17 protein-coding genes and 2 other RNA genes are annotated in these 17,392 nt (G+C 40.3%); 11 read left to right on the top strand and 8 right to left on the bottom strand.

Features of this window, described 5'->3' with window-relative positions; genetic code table 11:
* Window positions 1–130: 130 nt before the first annotated feature.
* From BM308_RS01260 to BM308_RS01235, 6 genes are all read right to left on the bottom strand, one after another.
* On the bottom strand, window positions 131–1,159 hold the full coding sequence (locus tag BM308_RS01260; RefSeq protein ID WP_083425384.1) for a substrate-binding domain-containing protein: 1,029 nt from the start codon (window positions 1,157–1,159) through the stop codon (window positions 131–133).
* 196 nt (window positions 1,160–1,355) lie between these two features.
* On the bottom strand, window positions 1,356–1,541 hold the full coding sequence (locus BM308_RS01255; RefSeq protein WP_074942490.1) for a hypothetical protein: 186 nt from the start codon (window positions 1,539–1,541) through the stop codon (window positions 1,356–1,358).
* A 1-nt stretch (window position 1,542) separates the two neighbouring features.
* Entirely contained in the window at window positions 1,543–2,250 is a 708-nt protein-coding gene (locus BM308_RS01250; RefSeq protein ID WP_074942489.1) for a DsbA family protein, read from the bottom strand.
* Window positions 2,234–3,439, bottom strand: coding sequence for a multidrug effflux MFS transporter (locus BM308_RS01245; protein WP_074942488.1), 1,206 nt, complete (start codon window positions 3,437–3,439; stop codon window positions 2,234–2,236). Before BM308_RS01245 ends, BM308_RS01250 begins: the two co-directional genes overlap by 17 nt.
* A gap of 90 nt (window positions 3,440–3,529) precedes the next feature.
* Window positions 3,530–4,510: a BrxR family helix-turn-helix transcriptional regulator gene (locus tag BM308_RS01240; protein ID WP_074942487.1), complete on the bottom strand. Its 981-nt coding sequence runs from the start codon at window positions 4,508–4,510 to the stop codon at window positions 3,530–3,532.
* A gap of 203 nt (window positions 4,511–4,713) precedes the next feature.
* Window positions 4,714–5,715 (bottom strand): ROK family protein, encoded by a 1,002-nt coding sequence (locus BM308_RS01235; RefSeq protein ID WP_074942486.1) that lies wholly within the window; start codon window positions 5,713–5,715, stop codon window positions 4,714–4,716.
* Window positions 5,716–6,153: 438 nt separating this feature from the next.
* Between BM308_RS01235 and BM308_RS01230 the strand changes: the two genes are divergently transcribed.
* The 11 genes from BM308_RS01230 to BM308_RS01180 all read left to right on the top strand — a co-directional run bounded on the left by BM308_RS01230 (window position 6,154) and on the right by BM308_RS01180 (window position 15,897).
* On the top strand, window positions 6,154–6,714 hold the full coding sequence (locus BM308_RS01230) for a 2-oxoacid:acceptor oxidoreductase family protein (RefSeq protein WP_031491740.1): 561 nt from the start codon (window positions 6,154–6,156) through the stop codon (window positions 6,712–6,714).
* Window positions 6,714–7,958, top strand: a complete 1,245-nt coding sequence (locus tag BM308_RS01225; protein WP_074942485.1) for a transketolase C-terminal domain-containing protein — start codon at window positions 6,714–6,716, stop codon at window positions 7,956–7,958. The genes BM308_RS01230 and BM308_RS01225 overlap by 1 nt, the downstream gene beginning before the upstream one ends.
* Before the next feature lie 15 nt (window positions 7,959–7,973).
* The gene (locus BM308_RS01220) at window positions 7,974–9,035 is read left to right on the top strand and encodes a thiamine pyrophosphate-dependent enzyme (protein ID WP_074942484.1); all 1,062 of its coding nucleotides are present in this window, start codon (window positions 7,974–7,976) and stop codon (window positions 9,033–9,035) included.
* A gap of 15 nt (window positions 9,036–9,050) precedes the next feature.
* Window positions 9,051–10,679 (top strand): NAD(P)-binding protein, encoded by a 1,629-nt coding sequence (locus tag BM308_RS01215; RefSeq protein WP_083425383.1) that lies wholly within the window; start codon window positions 9,051–9,053, stop codon window positions 10,677–10,679.
* Between the two features lie 77 nt (window positions 10,680–10,756).
* Window positions 10,757–11,140, top strand: coding sequence for a hypothetical protein (locus BM308_RS01210; protein WP_074942483.1), 384 nt, complete (start codon window positions 10,757–10,759; stop codon window positions 11,138–11,140).
* 243 nt (window positions 11,141–11,383) lie between these two features.
* A non-coding RNA gene (gene ssrS / locus BM308_RS01205) (6S RNA) lies at window positions 11,384–11,564 on the top strand.
* A gap of 306 nt (window positions 11,565–11,870) precedes the next feature.
* Window positions 11,871–12,512: a cAMP-activated global transcriptional regulator CRP gene (gene crp / locus BM308_RS01200; RefSeq protein ID WP_031491735.1), complete on the top strand. Its 642-nt coding sequence runs from the start codon at window positions 11,871–11,873 to the stop codon at window positions 12,510–12,512.
* 243 nt (window positions 12,513–12,755) lie between these two features.
* Entirely contained in the window at window positions 12,756–13,286 is a 531-nt protein-coding gene (gene fabA / locus BM308_RS01195; protein WP_074838636.1) for a bifunctional 3-hydroxydecanoyl-ACP dehydratase/trans-2-decenoyl-ACP isomerase, read from the top strand.
* Window positions 13,287–13,491: 205 nt separating this feature from the next.
* Window positions 13,492–13,588, top strand: an RNA gene (gene ffs, locus BM308_RS01190) — signal recognition particle sRNA small type.
* A 26-nt stretch (window positions 13,589–13,614) separates the two neighbouring features.
* On the top strand, window positions 13,615–15,243 hold the full coding sequence (locus tag BM308_RS01185; RefSeq protein WP_074942482.1) for an AAA family ATPase: 1,629 nt from the start codon (window positions 13,615–13,617) through the stop codon (window positions 15,241–15,243).
* The gene (locus BM308_RS01180) at window positions 15,244–15,897 is read left to right on the top strand and encodes an HAD family hydrolase (RefSeq protein WP_074942481.1); all 654 of its coding nucleotides are present in this window, start codon (window positions 15,244–15,246) and stop codon (window positions 15,895–15,897) included.
* A 16-nt stretch (window positions 15,898–15,913) separates the two neighbouring features.
* Here BM308_RS01180 and BM308_RS01175 read toward each other — a convergent pair whose 3' ends face one another.
* Together BM308_RS01175 and rnt are read right to left on the bottom strand one after the other, a co-directional pair.
* Window positions 15,914–16,372: a hypothetical protein gene (locus BM308_RS01175; RefSeq protein WP_074942480.1), complete on the bottom strand. Its 459-nt coding sequence runs from the start codon at window positions 16,370–16,372 to the stop codon at window positions 15,914–15,916.
* Window positions 16,373–16,441: 69 nt separating this feature from the next.
* Entirely contained in the window at window positions 16,442–17,143 is a 702-nt protein-coding gene (gene rnt, locus BM308_RS01170) for a ribonuclease T (protein WP_074942479.1), read from the bottom strand.
* Window positions 17,144–17,392: the final 249 nt, after the last annotated feature.

Below are 17,392 nucleotides of genomic sequence, written 5' to 3'. Positions count from 1 at the left end.
ATCCTACCTTATAAAGTATAAGCAATAATAGTGCCAAAAAAGGATGCAATTTTCACACAAAAGACTCAGACACAAAAAAGCACACTGAAGATTTCATCTTTAGTGTGCCTTTAGTTGTCCGAAGCCTGGATTAGTTTAACAGCTTAGATACATTAGACTTATCAATAAGTTCTGGCTCACAAAGATAAGTATCAACAACCTTTGCACCATTGTCATAAGTGGAAGTATCGTTAATATCAACAGGCTCTCCCTTTGAAAGTCTTGTAACCATATTTACAATAGTATTGCAAAGCTCATTTGGATTTTTATAGATGGTCATTGCTTGTTCACCATCAGCAATACTCTTCAAAGCATCAGGTACAGCATCCTGACCGGTTACAAGTGGCATATTAGAAGAATCATAGCCATTACGTTTTAAAGCAAACAGCACGCCTTCTGCAATACAGTCAGCAGGACAGAGGACACCATCCAAACGTGTCTTGCCTGGTCCATACCCCAGCTTATCAATAAGATCTGACATTCTCTTGTTTGCTTCTGTTGTTGACCAGTCAGGAGTATTTACTTCCTCAGGAGTAGTCTGACCAGATTTGATTACAGCCTGCCCACTCTGAATATAAGGTCTAAGCTCGTCCATAGCCCCTTTCCAGAAGAACTTGGCATTGTTATCATTTAAGGAACCGTAGAATAATTCAATATGCTTAGGAGTAGATGTAGTTGCAAGATTCAGCTTGTCAACCAGATACTTACCCTGCATATGACCAACCATCTCATTATCAAAAGTAGCATAATAGGAAACGGCATTGGTTCCTGTTATCAGGCGGTCATAGCTGATTATGGCAATTCCCTTTGACTTGGCAACTGCAAGAGCATCTGTCATAGCAGATCCATCAATAGGACCAACTACCAGCACATTCGCGCCTGAATTTGCCAGACGAATCAGTTGCCTATTCTGAAGGTCAACATCAACATCACCACCATAGAACAATTCAACTTCAAAACCAGCATTTTTCAATCTGTTCTGAAGAGCAAAGCCCTCTTTATACCAACGATCCTCATTTTGAGTTGGCATAGATAAACCGACCTTGTATGCATGAACCTGAGGCGCAAAACACATCATTGCGGCAACAGAACCACACGAAAGTAGCTTAACTAAATTCATTAGAAAACTCCAAACAAAATCAAACAAACATTTCTATTCTTTATATAGTTAATAGATATAGAGATTTCAAAGAAAATCTTTATTCTTATCGGAATATCAGCATATATTTTTTACAATTTTTTTTATTAAATGCTGTGTATCACACTTATTTCAAAGGTGAATTCTGAAGACTTGTAATATTAGTTTTGAAAGGTGATTATTTGTTATTATCTTTAATTTTAGAAGAATTTCTCAGGGCTTCTCGTTTTTCCTGTTCTCTTTTGGAAAGAATCTCTTTAAGCGGACCTTCCTCAAGCCGCTTCTGTTCCTTAAGTGCATTATAGGTTGTACCTATTACAAACAGAACAGGAATTGCGATAACAAGAATTAAAAGATAACTCATATTATTTCAGGACTGATTTTAACTGTTCGTAGCTGGTAATGGCACCACGAATTTCCTGACCGTCAATGATGAGATAAGGTGTACCTGAAATCTTCAGTTTGAAGCTGTCCTTCACATTCTGCTCAATTGCTGTCTTTGCTGAAGGGATCTTCTTGATGACAGCATCGTAATCGGCACCAATAGTCTTAAACAGAGCCTTAACAGATTCTTCATCAGCCTTTTTATTACCAGGAGTCATAAAATGCTTATGGAATTTAAAGTACAGTGAAGGATCGGTTTCAAAAAGAGCCTGACCAAGATAAGCGAGCTGAGCAGATTCAGCTCTGATTACAGGAATATTTACATAGATAATCTGAAGATCAAATTCTTTCAGAGCCTTCTCAAAATAAGGCTCCATCACCTTGCAGTAGCCGCAGTTGAAGTCAAAGAACTCAATAATATAGTGTTTAGAATCCTTCTTACCAAGATAAGGATGAATGTCAGATTTTCTATATTCAGCGATGATTTCCAGAAAAGCCTGCTGTGTCTTTGCATGCTCATCTCTTTCAAGCTTTTTCATAGCGTTGATGATGATTTCAGGATGATTTGACACATAATCATCAATAATCGCCTCGATTTCCTTTTTAGTATCAGCATCAAGAGAAGCTGCCTGGGCAGCACCAAAGGAAAGAAGAGTGGCAGTAATTAATGTATTAAGCAATTTTTTCATTTTTATCTCGGCCTGACAATGCTATCTTCAGAAGGATAATAGCAACAATCACACATGATAGCAGATTTATACCAAGTGGCAACATGGAATTATCGCCCATAATTCCCACAAAAGGGGAAACCATAGAACCAAACAGGAAATAAAGCACTCCGAATAGACCTGAGGCAGCACCAGCGCCACCTTTCTTGAAACTCATAACAATGCCGAAACCTGCAGCCTGAGATACGGCCATCATACTGCAGTAAACAGCAAGAGTTAAAAGAACAAAAATATAATGCTGAGGAACAATAAGAGCCTCTATAAGCATCAGCACAGCAGCACAAAGCATTATGAAATAGGCGCCTTTTACAACACTTTCCTCTCCATACTTTCTTGATAATCTTCCTGCTGAAGCACCTGTCAAAGAAATACAGATCGAAATAAAGGCAAAGGTACAGGAATAGCCAAATGGACTCATACCGTAGACGACCTGGAACACAAATGGTGATGCTGCAAGATAGGAGAAGAAACCGCCCATAATAGATGCAAGAGACAGAGCAACCAGCATAAATTTAGGGTTAAAAAGCTCAACCTTTAATAAAAGCAGAGATGCTTTTATATTTTCCTGTCTTTTATCTTCCGGCAGGGATTCTGGAACAAAAAGCTTGGTTGCAAGAATCAGAAGTAGCCCCCATCCTACAAGAACACAGAAAATTACCTGCCAAGGCGCAATACTAATAATAAATGAGCCAAGGATTGGGGCTAAGATTGGAGCAAATGAATTTATGGACATTAAAAAAGCCATAAAGCTTGTAAGCTCATTACCTTTGAATTTGTCACAGGCAATAGAACGAGTCAGCACAATACCGCCGGCAGCAGAAAGTCCCTGAAAGAATCTCATGAGTATAAAGAGAAAAACAGAATCAGAGATTGCGCAGAAAAAAGAGGTTAAAGTAAAGATAATCAGAGAAACATATAAGGGAAGAATTCTTCCGTAAGCATCAGAAACCGGACCGATTATGAGCTGTCCTATAGCCAGACCTAAAAAAGAAGCTGTCAGTGAAGACTGGACCAGAGATGGAGAGGTCTGAAAATAATCCATGATTGATGGCATGGATGGCAGATACATATCAGAGCACATTGGAGCAAAGGCGCAAAGCATTCCCAATGTAAACACATACACAAAGTAGGATAATTTAGAAGATTTCATACTTATAAAGATAAAGAAATAATACGGGGCTCAAACAAAAAGTGCCGTATATTCTACCAACTGAATTACGACACTCTTACACAGATTTCTCTATTTTGTCTTTAATAAATCGAAAATCTCTTTCTCATTATCAAGAACCAGCTGTCTTTCCATTGCCGGCAGCTTCTTGTAATCCTCTGTCAGCTTAAGATTTCTTACCGCATAAAAGAGCATTGCCTTTCTAACCTCATGCTCAATATAGCCATTCTTGCCTATACCATAATCCAGAGCCAGAACATTTCTTTCATTCTCAGAAAGTTCAGGATTAATCTTTAGCTTGAGAACAACCTTCTCGTTCCAGTCAGCATCAGATGCAGCGTCTGTACCGACTTCTCTGAAACCATTGCCCAGAGGATCAGGGAAACGATCATTTGGAGCCATGATCTTTGGAGTATCTGAGGATTTTATTCTTGATAAGACATAGTCTCTGAAATCATGTCTGTCATAACAGTATGCTCTGATATGCCATCTGAAACCATCATAAGCAAATGAATGAGGAGCAATCAGATAATCCATATACTTGCCCTGAGACAGAGACATGTAAACAATATGCATTGCCATGTGCTCGTTGATAGCATCAATCAGGTTGAACAGCAGTTTTGCCTCAACCTTCCTTTTAGGAGGAACAAGAGTAGACGCTGCTACAGGAAACTTACCGTTGAAGAAGTTTCTTGAATCAGATAAGGAATCACGGGAAACTAAAGCCAGATCCTCAAGGAACTGATCTGGAGAGCATTCATCAGGGAAGACCGGCTTGAAATCTTCAGTGCGGACATAAAGCTTTTTGTGAACGTCGTAACGAAGGTTCTCTCTTGAAGGCTTACAGTTCTTAACCAGCTCTCTGTAGAAAGAAAAATCCAGTGAGGACTGAGGAACAGAAATACCGAAAAAGTTAACCAGATCTGAACGATTGATTTTGCCCTCAACACTCAGACGAAAATCAATAAATTCCATACGTCTTCTACGGCTCCATTTGTTAGGAGCTATTTCAGGCTTGTCAGACTTCTGAGCACCAATCTCTTTTTTTACCATAAGAACTGATCCTTTATTATCAAAGAATTAAACCGTACAGCTAAATAAAAAATACTCTCAATCTTTATTCTGTATAGGTTGACATATTATTTGAAACAAATTTTATCTCAAATAAAAGCATATGTATAGTAATTCTATTAGAAAAAAAGCATTACACCATAATTTATACAACAAGCAAAAACTTCAACGAATATCGAAAATATCTATTTTAAAGCTTCCAGACAAAGGCTTACCATACCGGAGACTGTATCTTCTCGTAAATTATCGGTAATCTCAATTTTAGGAAGCAAAGCTTCCTCAGCTGGAGTACCAAGCTGCTTCTTTAAGCGATCAATAAAGCCAGGTCTTAGGGTTTCAGAATAAATAGCCATATAGCCAGGGTTTAAAACACACATCACAGCTCTAATGGTTCTTATGGCAAGATCATCGGCCTGCATAGATTCAGAAGGCAGAACACCAATATCATTGTACATAGGGAAATAGCGGATCTCCCCTGCCATTCCATCCTTACCTCTTAATACAGCACCGTTATAACAGAAGCCACAGCCGGGAATCTTTCCAGGAACCAGAATAACACCACTCACGTACTCCTGATTTTTACACCTTTTATAACATCCTAAGGTTGCAGCATTAATATCAGTTTCAAAGAGCACAGGAATATTGAACTGTTTTTCAAGATGAGAGGACAGGCGCTTAGACTGACTGTCATGACGGATAGCACTTCCTACACGTCCGCCAACATCGTCAGATGGCATTGAAACGCCAATTACAGAGATCTTAGGATGTCTGCTGATATAACGTTCCATGCCGATTTTAAGCTCATTAGTCTGAATCGAATCGGACTCTTCAATAAGTTCTTCCTTTCGCTCAATACATTCACCGAAAAGATTATGAACAGAATAACCTACGTACTTATTGCCAGATCTTTTATATATAGAAAGGATCAGCATAAGCTTGTTCATCTCATTGAACCTGTAGGTTGATGCTGGTCTGCCGTTAGGCATATTTACTTTACCCGCATCCAAAACCTCACCAGAGGCGATCAGAAGTGAAATGATTTTATTAAGAGTAACCACAGAAAGACCTGTCAGTTCCTTCAATTTGGAGCTTGTACATACCTGCTCATCATGGAGAGCCTGACGAACAAGCTGCAGATTCTGTTCACGGATCTGACGGGAAGTAATTGTAAGCGAAGTATCAACCATTATCTGCTCAACTTTAACAACATTTATAAACCTAGTTTAATAATACTATTTTTTTTATTTTTGTTCAAATCCAGAAAATTCATTCTTTTTAATTAGCTTTAGCTAATTCTATAAAACCGAAGATATAACATGGCGCAAAGGTATTTTTCGGATATGTATATTTGTTATTCTTGTATGTAAATGTATTGCAAATTGTAACAACAACTTTAGATATATATCGCATTTTATACCATATTCTGACATTTTAGAATTAACATTCTGCCTTATATTTCAGCTTTTTTAAAAAATAAAATTTACATTTTCATTTTCAGACAAATTTTCATAATTTTTGTTAGTTATTTTTCAATGATTTGTGAATTTTTTATTTATAACTAAAATTATCTTGACGGTTCTGAGTGAACCAATTTTTTTTACATACACTGCAAACGAGGAGCCTTAATGCTTCAAATTAGATTACATGGCCGTGGAGGCCAAGGTGTAGTGACCGCAGCTGAAATGCTGACTCTTGCAGCTTTCTACGAAGGTCATCATGCACAAGCTTTCCCAAGCTTCGGTTCTGAGCGTACTGGCGCTCCAGTGGTTGCATATGCTCGTATTGATAATAAAGAAATACGTACTCACGAGCCTATTCAGCAGCCGGGAGTTGTTCTTGTTCAGGATAAGACACTTTTAGGATCAGTTGATGTATTCGGTGGATTAGATCCAAACGGATATGCAATTATCAACTCAAAAGATGCACCAGAAGTCGTTGTTCCAGAACTTGTAAAGATGTTACCTAAGGGTCACGTATTTACTGTTCCTGCAACAGATTTTGCTATGCAGAAGATTGGTAAGCCTCTTCCAGGAGCTCCAATGCTTTCAGCTTTAGCTGCTGTAACTGACATTCTGAAACTAGAGTCAGTACAGAAAGCATTCCAGGAAAGATATCCAGGTAAGGTTGGTGATGCAAATGCTGAAACCGCTGCCCTTGCATACAACTATATTAAGGGAGTTCTATAATGCTTAAGCAAATCGAAGGTTCATTAGGTGTAGCTGAGGCAGTTGCTTTATGCCGTCCAGGCGTTGTATGTGCCTACCCTATCTCTCCACAGACTCACATTGTTGAAAACGTAGGTAAGTTCGTAAAGACCGGTACCTTAAAGAACTGTGATTTCCTGAATGTTGAATCAGAGTTCTCTGCAATGTCAGTAGCCATTGGTTCATCCGTTGGCGGTGCCCGTACCTATACAGCAACAGCATCACAGGGTCTGCTGTTCATGGCTGAAGGTATCTATTCAGCATCTGGTTTAGGTCTTCCAATTGTTATGACCGTTGCATCACGTGCAATCGGTGGTCCTATCAACATCTGGAACGATCACTCAGATTCTCTTTCACAGCGTGATTCCGGCTGGCTGCAGTTATTCTGCGAGTCAAACCAGGACGCTGTTGATACTCATATCATGGCTTTCAAGATCGCTGAAAAGGTTGGTCTACCAGTTATGGTATGTATGGATGGTTTCGTTTTAACTCACGCATTCGAAAGACTGGATATTCCAGATCAGGAGACTGTTGATAAGTTCTTAGGTGAGTACGAGCCAAAGGAATACTTAACTCCAAAAGAGCCTGTATCTATCGGTGCTATGGTTGGACCAGAGGCATTTACCGAGGTTCGTTTCCTGCAGCAGCGTAAGATGGCAAAGGCACTTAAGGTAATTGAGGAAGTAACCGAAGAGTATCGTGCACTGACCGGTTCTAAGTCAGGCGGTATTCTAGAGTGCTACAACTGCGAGAACGCAGATCTTAAGATCATCATCATGGGTTCATCTGTTGGTACAGCAAAGGATGAGATCGACAGACTGAAAGCTGAGGGTATCAATGTAGGTATCATTTCACTGAAGTCATTCCGTCCATTCCCATACAAGAAGCTTGCTGAAGCAATCGGTGACACCAAGCAGGTTATCTGCCTTGAGAGAGCATTCTCATTTGGTGCTCGCGGCATTATCTGCCCTGAAGTTAAACGTGCTATGGAAGGCAAGAACTGCGATATCAAGACTGTTGTTGCTGGCTTAGGCGGCCGTCCAATCTTCGGTACCACCATCAACGGTATTGTAAAGGATGCTCTTGCAGGCAAGTTTACTGAGGAATTCACCTGGTTTGACATCGACTCAAATGTCCTAAATGGCTACACCCAGAAGTCAGAAGGAGTATCCTTCCCTCAGGGTCCGCTAGGTCAGTCAGTTTTAGAAGACTCAGTCAAGGGTTAAGCAGGAGACAGTACAATGTTAGAAAAGATTAAATTCTACCAGACAGGTTCAAACACTGTTGGTAACCGTATGTTAAATCCTGCTATGCGTACTAATCAGGCATCAGAGGATCGTAATAACAGTCTGATTTCAGGCCACAGAGCCTGTCAGGGCTGTGGTGAGGCATTAGGTGCAAGATATGCAATTGATGCTGCAATGAAGGCAACAAACGGACAGATCATGCTGGTTAACGCTACCGGCTGTCTTGAAGTTTTCTCAACTCCATATCCAGAATCAGCATGGAAGCTGCCATGGGTTCACTCCCTGTTCGGTAATGCTGCATCTGTAGGTTCAGGTCTGGCAGCTGCTGCAGCCGTTTTAGCAAAGAAACACGGTGATTCAGTTGTTCCTCGTGTTATTGCCCAGGGCGGTGACGGTGGTACCACCGATATCGGTTTTGGTCCTCTGTCAGGTATGTTTGAGCGTAACGATGATGTGCTTTACATCTGCTACGACAACGAAGCATACATGAACACCGGTGTTCAGCGTTCATCAGCAACTCCTCCATCAGCAAGAACCGCAACCACTCAGCTGGTAGGTGACAAGCCTGGTGCAGACTGGGGTAAAGGTAAGGATGTACCACTGATTGCCATGGCTCACGGTATTCCTTACGTAGCAACAGCTACCGTAGCTGATCTTCGTGATCTTGAGTATAAGGTAACCAAGGCAATGTCCTTCCACGGTGCACGTTATATTCAGATTCTGGTTCCATGTCCACTAGGCTGGGGCTTAGCATCAAATGCAACAGTTACCGCTGCCCGTATGGCAATGGAAACCGGCTTCTTCCCTGTTTACGAAGCTGAATACGGCAAGATTACTTCTGTACGTAAGATTCGTCAGAAGCAGCCAGTGCTTAACTATCTGAAGATGCAGCGCAGATACGCTCACCTGACCGGTAAAAAGGCTGATCCAAACGTTGTTGCAAGACTGCAGGCAATGTGTGATGCCAACATTAAGAATTTCGGTCTGTTAGGCGATGATGAACCTACTTCATCACCAGTTGCAATTCAGGCTTATGAGCGTAGCTCTGCTGTTTAAAGGAGATAGTTAATCATGATGAATAAAGCTTTCGCTGTTACCCTTGATCCAGCTACTTCCTTACAGAATCACACTGGTTCATGGCGTACTCTGCGTCCTGTAAATGTATTCAAGTTGCCACCTTGCAACAATCAGTGTCCTGCCGGTGAAAACATCCAGCAGTGGCTGTACTATGCTGCAGAAGGCGACTATGAACACGCATGGCGCATTCTAACTGAAGAAAACCCAATGCCTGCATGTATGGGACGTGTCTGTTACCACACCTGCGAAGGCAAGTGTAACCGTGGTTTCCTAGATGAGAGCGTAGGTATCAACTCTGTTGAGCGTTTCCTAGGTGACTATGCATTAGAGCACAACCTGTCATTCAAGCGTCCAGCACGTGAAACCGGCAAAAAGGTTCTGATTGTTGGTGCAGGTCCTGCAGGTCTATCCGCAGCATATCATCTGCGTCGTTTCGGACACACCGTTCACATTGTTGAAATGGGTAAGGAAGCTGGCGGTATGATGCGTTACGGTATCCCAGTATATCGTCTTCCACGTAATATTCTGGATGCTGAAATCAAGCGCATCACTGATATGGGTGTAACCATTGAATGCGGTCGCAAGGTTGAAGATATTGAGGCCGAAAAGAAGAACGGCAAGTATGATGCTGTAATTCTAGGTTTAGGCGCTTCAATTTCTACAAACGTTGACATTCCTCAGGGTGATACCACTTCTGTTCTGAATGCACTATCAGTTCTAGGACAGATTGAGACCACCGGTGATATCCAGATTGCACGTCGTGTTGCAGTTTACGGTGGTGGTAATACCGCTGTTGACGTAGCTCGTTCATTACGTCGTATCGGTGCAGAACCTATCATTGTTTACCGTCGTAACCGTGATAAGATGCCTGCAAACGAGGAAGAAATGGATGCAGCTATCGAGGAAGGCATTCAGGTTAAGTGGCTGTCTACCATTGCATCAGCATCAAAGGATAAGCTCAAGATTGAAAAGATGGAGTTGGATGAGAACGGTAAACCAAAGCCAACTGGTCAGTATGAAGAGCTACCTGCAGATGCTGTTGTTCTGGCTATCGGTCAGAATGTTGATAAGTCTGTACTGTCAAAGCTATCCAACCTTGAGATGGAAAAAGACAGCGTTGTTGTAAACCAGGAAACCATGATGACTTCAATTGAAGGCGTCTTTGCTGCTGGTGACTGCGCAAGCACAGACAGAACCGTAACCCGTGCTATCGGAATGGGTAAGAATGCTGCTCGTGGTGTAAACGCTTATCTGAACGGTAAGACTTACCAGAAACCAGAGAAGCATGAAATTGCCAAGTTCGAGGATATGCATCCTTGGTACTATACAGATGCTCCAAAGATGGTTCGTGAAGAGCTTGAAGCAGCTCGTCGTTCAAATACCTTCGATGAGGTTCAGATTGGTCTGACCGAAGAGAATGCAGTATTTGAAGCTCGTCGCTGCCTATCCTGCGGTAACTGTATGGAATGTGACAACTGCTACGGTGTCTGCCCAGACAGCGCTGTAATTAAGCTTGGTCCAGGTAAGGGCTATGAATTTAATTACGACTACTGCAAGGGCTGTGGTGTATGTGCACAGGAATGTCCATGCGGCCACATCAAGATGGTTCCAGAGCAGATCTAATCATATAGAAGCATTAAGAAACGGCTGTATATCCAAAAGGTATACAGCCTTTTATATATAAGGTGTTGTTCACAAAAATGGATTTCAACTATCTCAGATATTCTCTTAGGACCTTTTTCGATTCTGATTTTAAACGGGAAGAAATCTCAGACATATTGAATGCAAAGGAGCCGGAGAAATTCTCAAGAGCCTATCTGAAAAGTCTTAACTTCAAGGAAGCGAATGAGGCAAGGATGAGAATCAAATTCAGAGTCCTGATTGACAAGGCCTATGCTGCAAATATTCCTCTGGGTGAGGAGCTTGGGCCATATACAACTCCTGAGGATGCCTATCTTGCAAGACAGAGATATATAGCCAGATATACGAAAACAAGTGAGACTGTAGCAACCTTAAACAAATTCCTAATTATGGTTTTACTGGCAATGTTTTCTGTTGCTGTCGTACTGCTGTTTTCCCGCTAGTTTTCCTCAATATATATGTTGTCAGGCAGTAAAAAATTTTTTTTAAAGAATATGAAGCTGTAGACAATATTGGAATTAAATAAGAATAATTCCTAATTTTTTCTTTTTACTTTTCAAATTATCCTATACTTAAAAATAGGTGGATGTTCAGTATAAAGAACAATATTTCCAATACTGTGGAATTAAAATTGTTTTTGATAAAACAATCTGTTAGCATAGATTTACGGTAAACATTTACCACAAGATTCCCTGGGGTGCGATCAAGTTATTTGTACCCTGAGCCGATATCTACAGACATTGGTGTCTTCCTGATTATAGTGTGCAGGCCCGGATTGCCCGCGGAAGCCTAAGTAGTCATCTGATGCCAAACTTGAACACACTGGTTCAAGGAGTCAAGAATAGCGGATTCACTTCCGGGGTGCCCTCTTCTGATACACCATTCCGATATTCATATTCCCAAAACGATTTTTGTATAGTACATTTTACACAGTTTTCAAAAAACAAAACCAAAATTCGTGAATCAAGTCACTATATATACAAAATCTCTGTCTAATTATGCCTAAGCTTTAACAAAAAAAAATTAACATATGTATAATGAAATCATCTTAAGAGCTCATTATTTAGTTAGCGGTTTATGCGTTTACTGCCTTGATGGCAGAGGCAAAACCTTAATATGAATTCTAAGTGAATTTATTTTTTTTTGATTTGGCTATTTTTAGAGTAAAAAAAGATGTCTCCTATTATAAAACCACAAACTGATACAACTATCAGCTGGTTCTTAAGTCAGTGCCACATTCACAAGTACACTGCTAAGAGCACAATTATTCACGCTGGCGAGAAAGCTGAAACCTTATACTACATTTCAAAAGGCTCAGTTGCTGTACTAATTAAAGATTCAGATGGCCATGAAATGATCCTAAGCTATCTGAATCAGGGTGATTTCATCGGTGAGGTTGGTTTATTCGATGAGTCAGAGAATCCAAAGCGTACTGCCTGGGTAAAAGCAAAGACATCTTGTGAAATTGCTGAGGTTTCATACAGCAAGTTCAAGCAGCTAGTTCAGGTTAATCCAGAAATTCTGATGCGTTTAACCGCTCAGATTTCACGTCGTCTGTCAGCAACCTCAGCTAAGGTTGGTAACTTGGCATTCCTAGACGTTACCGGTCGTATTGCTAAGACTCTTGTTAACTTAGCTCATCAGCCAGAGGCTATGACACATCCTGATGGTATGCAGATTAAGATTACCCGTCAGGAGATCGGTCAGATTGTTGGCTGTTCACGTGAGACTGTAGGTCGTATTCTTAAGATGATGGAAGAAGACCATCTGATTACAGCTCATGGAAAGACTATTGTGGTATTCGGTACCAGATAGTTAATTTCTCAAGAGATTCTTAAAAAGCTGAGTCATATGATTCAGCTTTTTGTTATTTTAAGAATCTAAAAATCCTGCTCTACAACTTTAATTGGCTTATACAGCAATCTATTCTGAAATCTGACTTCCTTTTGCTGTATAATGATACGGATTTGAAATCTAGAGAATGAAACTGCAGATTTGCCATGCAGTTAATTTTTGATTATTTCTAAAATAGTGTTTTATAGAATTTAGGAGCAAACAATGGCTTCATTATTAGAGCGAAATGTTCACTCTTTTGATAAGAACGACCTTTTAGCTTGCAGCCGTGGTGAGTTGTTCGGACCAGGTAACAGTCAGCTTCCAGCACCAAACATGCTCATGTTTGACAGAATTACCGATATCCAGAACGAAGGCGGCGAATATGGTCTAGGCTATGTAAAGGCTGAGCTGGATATTACCAAGGATTTATGGTTCTTCCAGTGTCACTTCCCTGGTGATCCTGTTATGCCTGGCTGTTTAGGTCTTGATGCAATGTGGCAGCTTGTAGGCTTCTTCCTTGGCTGGAGAGGTGGTCCAGGTAAGGGCCGTGCTCTTGGTGTTGGTAAAGTTAAGTTCAAGGGTGAAGTATTAGATCATGCTAAGCTTGTAACCTACGAAATTAACCTAAAGAAAGTTATTGAACGTGGTCAGTTAATCATGGGCATTGCAGACGGCAAGGTTTATGTTGACGGTGAGCACATCTATACAGCTGAAGATCTTCAGGTTGGTCTGATTCCACCAAAGAAGGCTTAATTTAACAGCAATTCAATAATACCTCCAGAAGTCAGTTTTCTTAGCTGAATATGGAGGTATTTTTGTATATTTTATTTTTACATTCATTTATCTTCTTCAAACTCTTGTCTTAAAAGCAGCTCAGAATAGGCTTATTCCGGGAAAAATCCAAACTTTCTCTTGCATAAATACCACTTTTCTTTTAAAATACAAAGGCTTTATGGGGTTCCAGCCCTCGCGTACTTGTTGAAGGTTTAATTGGTCAGGTTCGGAAGGAAGCAGCCAGGGTCTTTATACAAGGTACCGCGATACGGTTGGAATCCCACCCAATGAATCATGGTGGTTATCTATGAATTCAAATTCTCAGGTCTACTCTACTCTTTCCGATTTAGTCTTATCCGACCAAGTTTATAAAGATAAAGCCGATATGCTTTTCAAGCTTATATCCATTATGGAAGATCATGATGGCTTGGGCTCTCCTGGCATCTTTATGATGATTAGACCTCGCGGTTTTGGTCTATCCCTGATCTCTCAGTCTATTCAGAATCTGGTAAAGATTGAAGGTGAGAGTGATGACAGTCTGAATATAAATACCACACCAAAGATAATCACAGCCTATAAGAATCAGAGCAGTCAGAATAAGCTTAATAGTCAGATGCAGTCAACTGTCTCAATAATAGATAGTGCGACAACATCATTAAAGTCTGAGTCAGAAAATAATAATTCTTCAGGAGCAGATACAGCTGATGCTGAAGACTCAGAAAACAAGACTAAGGAAGACACCTCAATTCTTGATGATATTAAAAACTATATTGAGGAGCTGGTATCTGATAAAAAGAAAGATGAAGGTGATGACTTTTCAGATCAGAAATCAATTGATGAGATAAATGCAAATGCATCATCTCAGGAGCTGTTGGTCACAGATGAAATAGATGCAATCAAAACCTTCTACAACGTAAAGAAAAGACCTGTATTAAGTCTGGATTTCAAACATCTCAGAGCAAAGAATCCAAAAGAGTTTTCAGAGGGCCTTCTGGATATTCTGCAGGAGCAGTTCTGGATCAATCATATTGAATCGCATATCGATCCATATCAGACTCCAAAAGCCTATTTCGATAAGCTTCTTAATGAATTAAACAAAAAGTATCCTTCAGTAAAAATCTCTATTATGATTGATAACTATGATGTACCTTTCATGGTAGCATCAGAGTTTGATCATGAGCAGTGTGAAGAGTCGGTCTGCGATTACCTTGATATGCTTAATGTAATCAAGTATTCAAACAGAACCGTTAAATGGTGCCTGCTTTCCGGCCACATCAATTTCTCTTTAGCCTCAGAAACTTCAGAAGGTTTACCTCTGGTTTACGATCTGTCATCAGAACCTATGTTTGCAGCCCTTTTCGGATTTACCCGCGAGGACGTACAGGAAGTTTACCAGAAGGAAATCGCCCGATTCAGTGAGAATATGAAGATTTCTCCTGAACAGTATCTTGATATGCTAGAGCAGTGTTACGGCGGCTTCCTGTTTGCGGATAATGATGAGATGTATAATCCTGACTGTCCTAAGATGCTCTGTCCTGCCTGTATTGCCCACTGTATGACCAATAACGGCAAACTGCTTCCTTACTCTGCTTCAGGAAGATACGATTTTCTTAAAAACGCCCTAAAAAACAATTCAAAGAATCTGTCCTGGCTTTTCGGAAAAGACGGACAGGATCCTCTGTTCTCTGACTCAATCGAAACAGATGTAAAGGGTAAACAGCTGGGAACTCTTTTAATTCAGCTTGGCTTTGCCACCAGAACAAAGGTAATCATTAACCATTCTGATGCCTATGTAACCTGGAGATATCGTTTCGAATTCCCAAATCTTGATATGAAGAAAACCTTTGATTATGTATCAGAGGAAGTTTCAGAGGAAGATCTTATTAAACCTTTGGACGTTGTAATTGAGACAACAAGTGACTATGAGGAGGACTAAGTGAGTCTAGCATTTTTTGATATGGACGGAACCCTGGTAGGTGGAGATACAAACGACATTACTCTTCATCATTTCGTAAAACTCGGTATCGCCCCATCAGACATGCTGATTAAGCTTAGTGAGTGTGAACAGAAGTTTTTTGAAGGCTCTCTAGATATCAACGAATTCGTAAGATTTGCGGTTACCCCCTTAGTAAAACTATCTAAAGATGAGCAGTATAAGGTACTGCATGAAACCGTCCGCGATCTGATTATTCCTCTGGTAAAACCAGGTGCAAAGCGAGCACTGGAGTTTCATAAGCAAAGAGGTGATCGCATTTTTATAGTAACCTCAACCTGTGACTATATAGTTGAGCATGTGGCATCTCTTTTAGGTATAAGCGATTATATTGCGGCCCCTATGGAAAAAATTGAGGGCAGACTGACAGGAAAGCAGTGCGGAACTGTTCCTTATCAGGAAGATAAGGTTAAACGCATCAATGAAGTATTAGACAGAGAACAACTGTCTTTAGAAGATTCCTATGCATATGGAGATTCAATAAATGATCTGCCTATGCTGATGATGTGCACTCACAGATTTGCCGTTGATCCCAATGAAAAACTCCTGAATCATCCTGCAATAAAATCATTAGAGCTTGTAGACTGGAAAAAGTAAGAACTTTTAAATATCTCTATGGAACCCTGCTGGTTACAGGGAAAGATTTTGCTGACATAGAGATTGCTTCAATAGTGGTAGATTTATCATTATCCCTTACCTGCCCCCAGATAAAGAACTCACTGGTATTGAAGAATCTCTCGTTTAGAACAAAGCTTTTACCAAGATCGATGAACAGACCATCACCGGCATCATCGTGGAATTCATAGATTCCGGCATCGGCACGTCTTACAAAAACGCCTCGTAGCAGTACATAATCGCCTTCTTTGGCTACTTTCTTTACACCTTTAACAGAATTTGGGGCATCTGGACGGATGTGCTTATGAGTAAAATCATCAGTGACATCCTCTGATTTAGCATCAGAATTACCAATAAGATTCTCATGCTGTGCAAAGGTATATCCACCAACACAGACGGCAACTATAATCAATATAGTGGTAACGTGTTTAAGCATAGATTTAATTATGTACTGCATACTGTCCCTCTCATCTTTGATTGTATTTTTAATAACTTAGATTAGAGGTAGCAAACAGGCTAATTTATCCTATTCTGTTTTTTCCCCTTCATCAGCATTCTCTGAAGAGGATTTTGTGTAATCAATTTCTTCGGTTACAGGCTCAGGAACACCGCAGAAAGTTGTAAACTTGTTGAAAATCTTGCAGAAAAGAAGGCACTCCATCCTGGTGTCATATTCAGCCCCATGAGCTTTATCAAGATCAAAATCAATACCAGCAGCAATACAGGCTTTAACCAGAACACTCTGACCGTATACCAGCATAGAAAGAGAGGCGGTATCACAAACAGAGAAAGGATGGAATGGAGAACGTTTGTAATTCAGACGCTCTGTAGCGGCTTTAATAAAGCCTAAATCAAAAGAACCGTTATGGCCTACCAGAATTGCCCTTTTACACTTATTTGCCTTAACCTTTTTGGCAATGGCCTTGAACATAGGTATAAGAGCTTCTTCCTCAGATACAAGATTTCTTGATTCGTCAAAAGGATCGATTCCAAGAAAATCGATATTGGCCTGCTTAACCAGAGAGCCCGGAAATGGTCTGATGTTGGCATGATACTGTTCATCAGGCACAAGCATGCCCTTCTCATCCATTTTAACAGTCATCATAGAGACTTCTATAAGAGCATCTGTCTTAGGATCAAGACCGGCAGTCTCAACATCAACTATAACAGGATAAAACTGGCGGAATCTGTCTTTTATTGAATAAGTATTGGTTTGTATATCTGACATAATTATTCTGTATTACAGCTGTTGCTTTTCCATCGCAAAATCAGCTTAGATATCTTTAAAACGTTATTAGGAATCTTTTCTACCGCAATTTTAACAAAAATCTATAGAGATCAAAAATTATATAACAGCAAGCTACATCCACAAGGTATCTTCTATTAGGCAACCAATTGTATTTTAAGAATATTTATAAAAATTGGTATAGAAAATGCCTCAAAAAAGGCTGAGAACTCATTATGTTTTTTTGCCCGA

Origin of the sequence: Succinivibrio dextrinosolvens (assembly GCF_900116345.1) — a bacterium.
GTDB lineage: Bacteria > Pseudomonadota > Gammaproteobacteria > Enterobacterales > Succinivibrionaceae > Succinivibrio > Succinivibrio dextrinosolvens_B.
This window is presented reverse-complemented; position numbering and strand designations above follow the sequence as displayed.

Coding starts and splice junctions, on each gene's coding strand:
- BM308_RS01175 (WP_074942480.1), bottom strand. CDS start 16,372: ATGCAGTACATAATTAAATCTATGCTTAAACACGTTACCACTATATTG.
- fabA (WP_074838636.1), top strand. CDS start 12,756: ATGGCTTCATTATTAGAGCGAAATGTTCACTCTTTTGATAAGAACGAC.
- BM308_RS01255 (WP_074942490.1), bottom strand. CDS start 1,541: ATGAGTTATCTTTTAATTCTTGTTATCGCAATTCCTGTTCTGTTTGTA.
- BM308_RS01240 (WP_074942487.1), bottom strand. CDS start 4,510: ATGGTAAAAAAAGAGATTGGTGCTCAGAAGTCTGACAAGCCTGAAATA.
- BM308_RS01235 (WP_074942486.1), bottom strand. CDS start 5,715: ATGGTTGATACTTCGCTTACAATTACTTCCCGTCAGATCCGTGAACAG.
- BM308_RS01230 (WP_031491740.1), top strand. CDS start 6,154: ATGCTTCAAATTAGATTACATGGCCGTGGAGGCCAAGGTGTAGTGACC.
- BM308_RS01260 (WP_083425384.1), bottom strand. CDS start 1,159: ATGAATTTAGTTAAGCTACTTTCGTGTGGTTCTGTTGCCGCAATGATG.
- BM308_RS01185 (WP_074942482.1), top strand. CDS start 13,615: ATGAATTCAAATTCTCAGGTCTACTCTACTCTTTCCGATTTAGTCTTA.
- BM308_RS01250 (WP_074942489.1), bottom strand. CDS start 2,250: ATGAAAAAATTGCTTAATACATTAATTACTGCCACTCTTCTTTCCTTT.
- BM308_RS01225 (WP_074942485.1), top strand. CDS start 6,714: ATGCTTAAGCAAATCGAAGGTTCATTAGGTGTAGCTGAGGCAGTTGCT.
- crp (WP_031491735.1), top strand. CDS start 11,871: ATGTCTCCTATTATAAAACCACAAACTGATACAACTATCAGCTGGTTC.
- BM308_RS01220 (WP_074942484.1), top strand. CDS start 7,974: ATGTTAGAAAAGATTAAATTCTACCAGACAGGTTCAAACACTGTTGGT.
- BM308_RS01245 (WP_074942488.1), bottom strand. CDS start 3,439: ATGAAATCTTCTAAATTATCCTACTTTGTGTATGTGTTTACATTGGGA.
- BM308_RS01215 (WP_083425383.1), top strand. CDS start 9,051: ATGATGAATAAAGCTTTCGCTGTTACCCTTGATCCAGCTACTTCCTTA.
- BM308_RS01210 (WP_074942483.1), top strand. CDS start 10,757: ATGGATTTCAACTATCTCAGATATTCTCTTAGGACCTTTTTCGATTCT.
- rnt (WP_074942479.1), bottom strand. CDS start 17,143: ATGTCAGATATACAAACCAATACTTATTCAATAAAAGACAGATTCCGC.